Below are 8,214 nucleotides of genomic sequence, written 5' to 3' on the forward strand. Positions count from 1 at the left end.
AGCGGGAATTGGGGTGCGCGGCCTTCTCACCGGACTCCGGTGTCCAGTCGCGACCCTTCCAGTCGATCAGGTGCGCCGGGTCGCCCTCCAGGCCCTCCCACCACACATCGCCGTCGTCGGTCAGGGCGACGTTGGTGTAAACGGTGTTGCCCGCCTCCAGGGTCTTCATCGCGTTGGGGTTGGAACTCCAGTTGGTGCCCGGCGCCACACCGAAGAAGCCGAACTCCGGGTTCACCGCGTACAGCCGGCCGTCCTTGCCGAACCGCAGCCAGGCGATGTCGTCGCCGAGCGTCTCGGCCCGCCAGCCCGGGATCGTCGGCTGCAACATCGCCAAGTTCGTCTTGCCGCACGCCGACGGGAACGCCGCCGCAAAGTAGTAGGCCTTGTTCTCCGGGGAGATGAGTTTGAGGATCAGCATGTGCTCGGCGAGCCAGCCCTCGTCGTGGGCCATCGCCGAGGCGATCCGCAGCGAGTAGCACTTCTTGCCCAGCAGCGCGTTGCCCCCGTAGCCCGAGCCGTAGCTCCAGATCTCACGGGTCTCCGGGAAATGGGTGATGTACTTGGTGTCGTTGCACGGCCAGGCGACGTCCTGCTGCCCGTCCGCGAGCGGAGCTCCGACCGAGTGCAGCGCCTTGACAAAGAAGCCGTCGTCGCCGATCTTGTCCAGCGCGGCCGCACCCATCCGGGTCATCGTCCTCATGGACACCACGACGTACTCGGAGTCGGTGATCTCCACGCCCAGCTTGGGGTCATCGGCACCGATCGGACCCATGCAGAACGGCACGACGTACATGGTGCGGCCCCGCATGCACCCGCGGTAGAGGTCGGTCAGCAGCGACCGCATCTCGGCGGGGTCTTTCCAGTTGTTGGTGGGGCCGGCGTCGATTTCGCGTTCGGAGCAGATGAAGGTCCGCGACTCCACCCGGGCGACATCCGACGGGTCCGACAGCGCCAGGTAGGAGTTGGCGTGCTTGTCCGGGTTGAGCCGGGTGAACGTGCCGGCATCGACCAGTTTCTCGGACAATCGCAGGAACTCGTCGTCGGAACCATCGGTGAATACCACCCGGTCGGGCTGGGTGAGCTCGGCAACCTCTGCCACCCACGACAACAGGCCCTGATGCTTGGTGGGCGCGGTATCCAGACCGGGAACGGTCGCTGAGGTCATCGAAGCTTCTCCTGAATTCTGCTGCTGTGCTTGTCGGCTTGTTCTGGTCCCGTACACGTCAAGCGCGGCGGGCCCACGACCATAATCGGCGTGACCGGCGCTTTAGGACAGGTTATCGCGCATCACTTGTCGATACCGGGCCGGGCGGGTATAAGCCTGCTCACAAGACCGATTCAGAACCTCGGTGACCAGGCGTCCATGCCGACGGCGTCGGCCCGGGTCCGCGCGCCCGGCGCGGGAGGATCGCCCAGTTCCGCGGCAACCGCGTCCAGTGCGGCCCGGATACCGGCCATCTCGCGGTCCCGTACCGCCGCGGCCCGTTCCGCCGCCCGGATGTGTGTGCGCAGTTCGGCGTCGATCACCTCGACCTGCTCGGCCACCCGGGCATCCTCGCCCTCGTCGCGCACCGCGATCTCCGCGTTCAGCAGCGACTCCACCGCCAACACCCTGCCGGCCACCAATTGCTCGCACGCCGACCGCAGCGACGACACCACCTCGCCAGTCCAGCGGTCGAGCATCGCGCGATCGCTCAACAGGCCGCGAGCCCGGACCATCCACACCGCTGCCACCAGTCCGAGTAGCACGCACGCCACAACGACGGCTTGAGCGACCCCCGGACGGACATGCGATGCCGGACCGGCCACCAGGCGGGTCAGCGTCAAGGCGACACCAAGGCCGAACACCGCACCGACCGCCCCCACCAGCCGGGTTTCCACGCGGCGCGACGCCGGCGGCGGGGGCGGGGGCACGGTCGGCGGCAGGTCGGTCGGCAGCGAGTCGGCCAGTGTTGCGGCCCGCGCCGAGTCGGCGGATATCGCAGTCGGCGCCAGGTCGGCCCGAGGCGGGCCGGCGTTCGTCGCCGCCGGAAGCGGGTCGGCCGCCGAGAGCTCCAAACGCACCCCGGCGATGTCCGCTACCTCCGCCAGAGCGGTGTCAACGTAGTCGGCGACGTCGGCGGCGACGTCGGCAAGCCGGCGGCGCGCGTACCCCTCGAACTCAGGCGTTGCCCGGCGCGACAGACCCAGGATCTCCTCCTGCAGCTCGGTCCGCAGCGACGAGCAGCGATCGCGCGCGAAACCGATCGCCTGCAGCCGGGTCCGCTGAAGTCGGCCGCGCACCGCTATCGCACGCCGCGCCCTGGACTGGCGCAGTCCCCGCAGCAGCGTGCCGCGCCGTTCGCGCAGGGCGTCGGCCCGCGCCTGCCGCCCGGCACCCTCGGCATCGCGGTCGAGGCGGCGCGCGGCGGTGCGCAGCCGCGATTCCCGTGCTCGCAACCTGTTGCGGCGTGCGACGCCGGGGTCGGTCAGCTCCTCCCCCACGCACGCCACCAGCTCCTCGACCTGCGCCTCACCCACCTCCGGCGCCGCGGCCACGCCCACCCACGGCATCCGGCCATAGCGCGGCGCATGCCCGGACACTGTTTCGACGTCCGCCTCGAGAACCTCCCGCCACGGGTAGTGCACATCTGTCTTGGCCACCACGCCCACCACCGAATCGGTGAGCGCGGCGGCGGCATCGAGCAGCGTGCAATCGGATTCGGTCAACACCGCGGCCGCCGACACCACGAACACCACCGCCGCCGGGGGCTCCTCCGCGGGTCCCAGCTGCGCGGGCTCGACGAAGGTGTGCTGCGGCAACCGCGTCCGCAACGCTGCGGCCACACTGCTGGCTCCGGCCAGCTGCGGCCCGGTGACCAGCACCTTCTCCCGCGGGCGGTGCATCGCGGGTTCGGCTGCGACAGCGGCCACCGGGTTGTCCACCGGGGCGGGCTGGTTGTCGGGGGTATCGGTCAACGGGGCACCCGCCGCGGCACACCCCGGGAGGGCACACCGCCGGCCCGTGACCACAGCCGAAGCGATCCCCGCGCGATGTCGGCGGCGCAGGCACGATGCAGTTCGCTCGCGCAGGCGGCTCGGCAGCGCTGCCAGTGCACCGCCCGCGCCAGCGGCTCATCGGGGCCGGGCTCCAACCCGGCGGCAGCGACGACGTCGACCGCTGCCGCCGTCCGGGCCAGGACGGTGTCGTCGCGGGACAGGAACGTGCGGATCTGCGGGTTCGACACCGCCAGCGCCTCCAGGACGGCGACGGCCTCACACACCCGCCGGTAGCGCACCACAGTGCCGGCCGCCACCAGCTGTTCGACTACCGCGTCGACCCCGCTGACCTGTCGCCACAGCGCCCTGACCTGTGCCATGTCGGCGCCCTGCCGCAATGCGGCGCTGCCCAGCGCGATCCCCAGCAGGTCCAGGGTCGCCAGCAACCGCTGCCGCACGGCCACCGGCACCGGCAGCGAGGCCGCCAGGACGCCGTCGAAGGAACCGTCCAGCAAGCCGGGCATTCCGGGGTCAGCGGCCAGCGCGCGCAGTCCCGCCCAGCAGGCCCCATCGAGTCCCCGGCAACCGGCCACCGCGAGCAGCCCGCTCAGGGGCAACGTCGGCACCTCCATGAGTGCGGACAACCGGACGCACCGCGCCTGCGCCGCGGGCATCGGGCCGGCACCGCGCAAGTGGATCGTGTCAGTCTTGTTCAGCACCGCCAGCACCGGCTTCTCGCCCCGGTGATCCTCGGGCTTGACGGTTTCGACCAAGACGTGGACCCGCAGGTCCGGTTCGCCGGCCGCCACTGCCGCCCGGATGCCCGACGACCGGCCCACCCGGTCGAGCGCACCGGCAACGGTGTGGCGGCCCGCGCCGCGGCGCCCGCTGACCGTCACCGTCACAGGTGCGCCAGTCCGCTCGGCCAGTGCCGCCACCCGGTCGTCAGGAATCCGGTTGGCAAAGCGAGCGAGCACATCGACAAAAGTGGCGGAAATTCCATGCCCCCCGTCCCGGTCGACTTCCGGCTGCCGGGTCGGCTTGCCCGCACCGGGCGAACCGCCCCGGGGGGAATGGTGACATTCTCGGCGACGATTTTCGAGCCACCCGCTACCAGCCGACGGCCGCTCCGCCAGACGCTGCCCGCCGACTCCCACCCGTCGCCCTCGGCTACCAGCCGACGGCAACTGTTGGGTATCAATCTGGACCAGAGGCGGCTACACCCGCCGTTGATGGGCCACCATATACAGATGCATTCGCGACCCGGTGTGGAGTTGGAGACCGGCCCACCGGCCGACGCCGCCTGGGGTTACCTTCCGGCGACCAGTTTCCGTTCGCGCCGCTCAGCCCTGTCCGATGCCCAGCGCGCAACCTGGGAACGTCGCTGGCCGGACCTCGGCCGCCAGGGCGTGGCCCAGGATGCCCCGTCCGGCACCGCTCGACCTCTGGACACCGCCGCCTGGTTCGGCCGGGACGCGCCACTGGTGCTCGAGATCGGCTGCGGCAGCGGGACGTCGACCCTGGCGATGGCGCAGGCCGAGCCTGGAATCGACGTGATCGCGGTGGAAATCTATCGGCGCGGCCTGGCCCAGTTGCTGTGCGCCATCGACGATGCCGAGGTGGGCAACATCCGGTTGATCCGCGGCAACGGAGTCGACGTGCTCAAATGCCAGATCGCGCCCGATTCGCTGACCGGTGTCCGCATCTTCTTCCCCGACCCGTGGCCCAAGGCGCGGCACCACAAGCGGCGGCTGCTGCAGTCCGGGACGGTCGCCCTGATCGCCGACCGCCTGGTCACCGGTGGCGTACTGCACGCCGCAACCGACCATCCTGGCTATGCCGAGCACAGCGCGGCCGTCGGCGACGCCGAACCCAAGCTGACCCGCGTGACCCAGCCGACCAGCTCCGACACCGGGAACCAGACGCTCCCGATCTCGGTCGGACGTCCGGCCACCAAGTATGAAACCAAGGCCCGAAAAGCGGGCAGCCCCGTCAGCGAGTTCGTCTGGCGCAAACACGAAACCGGATGAGCAGATGAGTCTTATCGAAGAAGCGACCCCGCGCCTGCCCGATGCCGGCGCACAGGCCGCGTCACCCGGAGATGCACGCGACGGGGACGTGCGACAGGGCGGCCGGCCCGGCTACTCCAAGCCCGTCAGGCGAGTTCTGCTGGTGTGGGACGCACCCAACCTCGACATGGGTCTGGGTTCGATCCTCGGTCGCCGGCCAACGGGGCCGGAACGACCCCGGTTCGACGCACTGGGCCGCTGGCTGCTGGCCCGTACCGCCGAGGTCGCGGCCGCCGCCGACTCCGCCGGGACGACCGGGACGACCGGAACGACCGGGACGACCGGGACGACCGGGACGACCGGGACGACCGGCACACGGATCGAACCCGAGGCCACCGTGTTCACCAATATCGCCGCGGGCAGCGCCGAGGTGGTCCGCCCGTGGGTGGACGCGCTGCGCAACGTGGGGTTCGCCGTCTTCGCCAAGCCGAAGGTCGACGAGGACAGCGACGTGGACAGCGACATGCTTGAACACATCGATCTGCGTCGCCGCGAGGGCCTCGCCGCACTGATGGTGGCCTCCGCCGACGGCCAGGCCTTCCGGCAACCGCTGGAGGAGGTGGCCCGCGACGGAACCCCTGTTCAGGTGCTCGGATTTCGCGAATACACCAGTTGGGCGCTAGCGTCGGATAGCCTGGAGTTCGTCGACCTGGAAGACATCGCCGGTGTTTTCCGGGGGCCGCTGCCGCGAATCGGTCTGGATTCGCTACCGGAGCAGGGGGCATGGCTGCAGCCCTTCCGGCCGCTGTCCTCGTTGTTGGCCCCGCGTGCGTGAACTGACAATGCGCCACAGACAACCTAGAAGCGCCGCACCGCAATGCAGCGCCACGCGCGGGTCGCTCGCGATCCAGTAAAGGAGCTTATGTGTTCGCCTGGTGGGGTCGGACGGTGTACCGATACCGGTACGTCGTCATCGCGGTCACGGTGGCGCTGAGCCTGGGCAGCGGCGTTTTCGGGCTGAGCCTGGGCGACCACGTCACCCAGAGCGGCTTCTACGACGACGGCAGCCAGTCGGTCAAGGCGTCGATCCTGGGCGACGAGGTCTACGGACGCGACCGGACCGGCCACATCGTCGCCATTTTCCAAGCCCCCGACGGCAAGACCGTCGACGACCCTGCCTGGTCGAAGAAGGTCACCGGCGAACTCAATCAGCTGGTCGCCGACTACCCGGATCAGATACTCGGCTGGGCCGGCTATCTGCGTGCACCCGACAGCACCAACTTGGTGATCAAGGGGATGGCCACCGGCGACAAGCACTACACCTTCGTGTCGATCCCGCTCAAGGGTGACGACGACGACGCCATCCTGACCAACTACAACGACGTCGAACCGGCGCTGCAGGACCTCGACGGCGGCAAAGTCCAACTCGCCGGGCTGCAACCGGTCGCCAGTGCGTTGACCGGCACCATCGCCACCGACCAGCGTCGCATGGAGGTACTGGCCCTGCCGTTGGTCGCGGTGGTCCTGTTCCTGGTGTTCGGCGGCGCGGTCGCGGCCTCCCTGCCGGTCATGGTCGGTGGGCTGAGCATCGCCGGTTCGCAGGGCATCCTGCGAGTGATCGCAATGTTCGGGCCGGTGCACTTCTTCGCCCAGCCGGTCGTCTCGCTGATCGGCCTGGGCATCGCGGTCGACTACGGGCTGTTCGTGGTGAGCAGGTTCCGCGAGGAGATCGCCGAGGGCTACGACACCGACACCGCGGTTCGGCGCACCGTGATGACGGCCGGTCGGACGGTGGTGTTCTCGGCGGTCCTGATCGCCGCCTCGGGCGCGAGCCTGCTGCTGCTGCCCCAGGGTTTCGTCAAATCGCTCACCTACGCACTGATCACGGCGGTCACGCTGGCCGCGATCCTGTCGATCACGCTGCTGCCGGCCTGCCTGGGTGTGCTGGGCAAACACGTGGACGCGCTCGGTGTCCGGACCGCCTTCCGCGTTCCGTTTCTGCGTGACTGGAACGTGTCGCGGACCTTCCTGAACTGGCTGGCCGACCGGCTGCAGAAGACCAAGACCCGCGAAGAAGTCGAGGCCGGCTTCTGGGGCCAGCTGACGAACTTCGTGATGAAGCGTCCGCTGGCATTCGCGATTCCGATCGTCGTCGGCATGATCCTGCTGATCATCCCGCTGGGCAACATGTCGCTGGGCGGCATGAGCGAGAAGTATCTGCCGCCGGACAACGCGGCGCGCCAGTCCCAGGAACACTTCGACGAACTGTTCCCCGGCTACCGGACCAACCCGCTGACCCTGGTGATCCAGTCGGACAGCGGCCAGCCCGTCACCGACCGGCAGCTCGCCGACGTCCGCAGCAAGGCGATGCAGATCAGCGGGTTCATCAAGCCCGACGACAACCCGAAGGAAATGTGGCACGAACGGGCGCAAGCTCCCGACGCAAGCAAGGATCCGTCGGTGCGGGTGCTGCAGAACGGGCTGATCGACCAGGCCGACTCAGCCAAGAAGATCGACGAGCTACGCCTGATCACCCCACCCAGGGGTATCGAGATCTATGTCGGCGGCACGCCCGCCCTGGAACAGGATTCCATCCACAGCCTGGTGGCCAAAGCGCCGTTGATGGTGGTGGTGCTGATCAGCACCACCATGCTGCTGATGTTCCTGGCGTTCGGCTCGGTGGTGCTGCCGATCAAGGCCGCGGTGATGAGCGTATTGACGCTGGCGTCCACGATGGGAATCCTCACCTGGATCTTCATCGACGGCCACGGCTCCGGGCTGCTCAACTTCACCCCGACGCCGTTGATGGTGGTGATCATCGCGCTGGTGGTGGCCGTGGGGTACGGGCTGGCCACCGACTACGAGGTGTTCCTGGTGTCCCGCATGGTGGAGGCGCGGGAGAACGGTTTGTCCACCCAGGAGTCCATCCGCATCGGCACCGCCACCACCGGGCGCCTGATCACGGCTGCGGCTCTGGTGCTTGCCGTGGTCGCCGGTTCGTTCGTGTTCTCCGACCTGGTGATGATGAAGTATCTGGCGTTCGGGTTGATGGCGGCGTTGCTGCTGGACGCGACCGTTGTCCGGATGTTCCTGGTGCCGTCGGTGATGAAGCTGCTCGGCGATGACTGCTGGTGGGCGCCACGGTGGATGCGCCGCCTGCAGAACCGCATTGGGCTGGGCGAGATCCAGCTGCCCGACGAGCGCAAGCCGTCGTCGAGCACCGCGC

General features: G+C 69.0%; 6 protein-coding genes. 3 read left to right on the forward strand and 3 right to left on the reverse strand.

Annotation, left to right across the window (positions count from 1 at the left end):
* The 3 genes from ACK5M9_RS11720 to ACK5M9_RS11730 form a co-directional block, all read right to left on the reverse strand.
* On the reverse strand, positions 1–1,165 hold a 1,165-nt coding region (locus ACK5M9_RS11720; RefSeq protein ID WP_416893341.1), incomplete at its 3' end, for a phosphoenolpyruvate carboxykinase (GTP).
* A 173-nt stretch (positions 1,166–1,338) separates the two neighbouring features.
* Positions 1,339–2,958, reverse strand: coding sequence for a hypothetical protein (locus ACK5M9_RS11725; RefSeq protein WP_416893342.1), 1,620 nt, complete (start codon positions 2,956–2,958; stop codon positions 1,339–1,341).
* A complete protein-coding gene (locus tag ACK5M9_RS11730) occupies positions 2,955–3,956 on the reverse strand; it encodes a hypothetical protein (RefSeq protein WP_416893343.1) in 1,002 nt (333 codons plus the stop codon). The genes ACK5M9_RS11725 and ACK5M9_RS11730 overlap by 4 nt, the downstream gene beginning before the upstream one ends.
* Before the next feature lie 255 nt (positions 3,957–4,211).
* Between ACK5M9_RS11730 and trmB the strand changes: the two genes are divergently transcribed.
* The 3 genes from trmB to ACK5M9_RS11745 form a co-directional block, all read left to right on the forward strand.
* Complete coding sequence (trmB, locus tag ACK5M9_RS11735; RefSeq protein ID WP_416893344.1) at positions 4,212–5,009, forward strand: tRNA (guanosine(46)-N7)-methyltransferase TrmB; 798 nt, start codon at positions 4,212–4,214, stop codon at positions 5,007–5,009.
* A gap of 4 nt (positions 5,010–5,013) precedes the next feature.
* Positions 5,014–5,823 (forward strand): NYN domain-containing protein, encoded by an 810-nt coding sequence (locus tag ACK5M9_RS11740; protein ID WP_416893345.1) that lies wholly within the window; start codon positions 5,014–5,016, stop codon positions 5,821–5,823.
* A gap of 89 nt (positions 5,824–5,912) precedes the next feature.
* Positions 5,913–8,214: MMPL family transporter (locus tag ACK5M9_RS11745; protein ID WP_416893346.1), on the forward strand; the 2,302-nt coding region annotated here is incomplete at its 3' end.

Origin of the sequence: Mycobacterium sp., from assembly GCF_047975165.1 — a bacterium.
In the GTDB taxonomy this organism is placed as follows: domain Bacteria; phylum Actinomycetota; class Actinomycetes; order Mycobacteriales; family Mycobacteriaceae; genus Mycobacterium.

Bases quoted from the DNA above. Each gene is read 5' to 3' on its own strand.
- trmB (WP_416893344.1), top strand. From the start codon at position 4,212: ATGGGCCACCATATACAGATGCATTCGCGACCCGGTGTGGAGTTGGAG.
- ACK5M9_RS11740 (WP_416893345.1), top strand. From the start codon at position 5,014: ATGAGTCTTATCGAAGAAGCGACCCCGCGCCTGCCCGATGCCGGCGCA.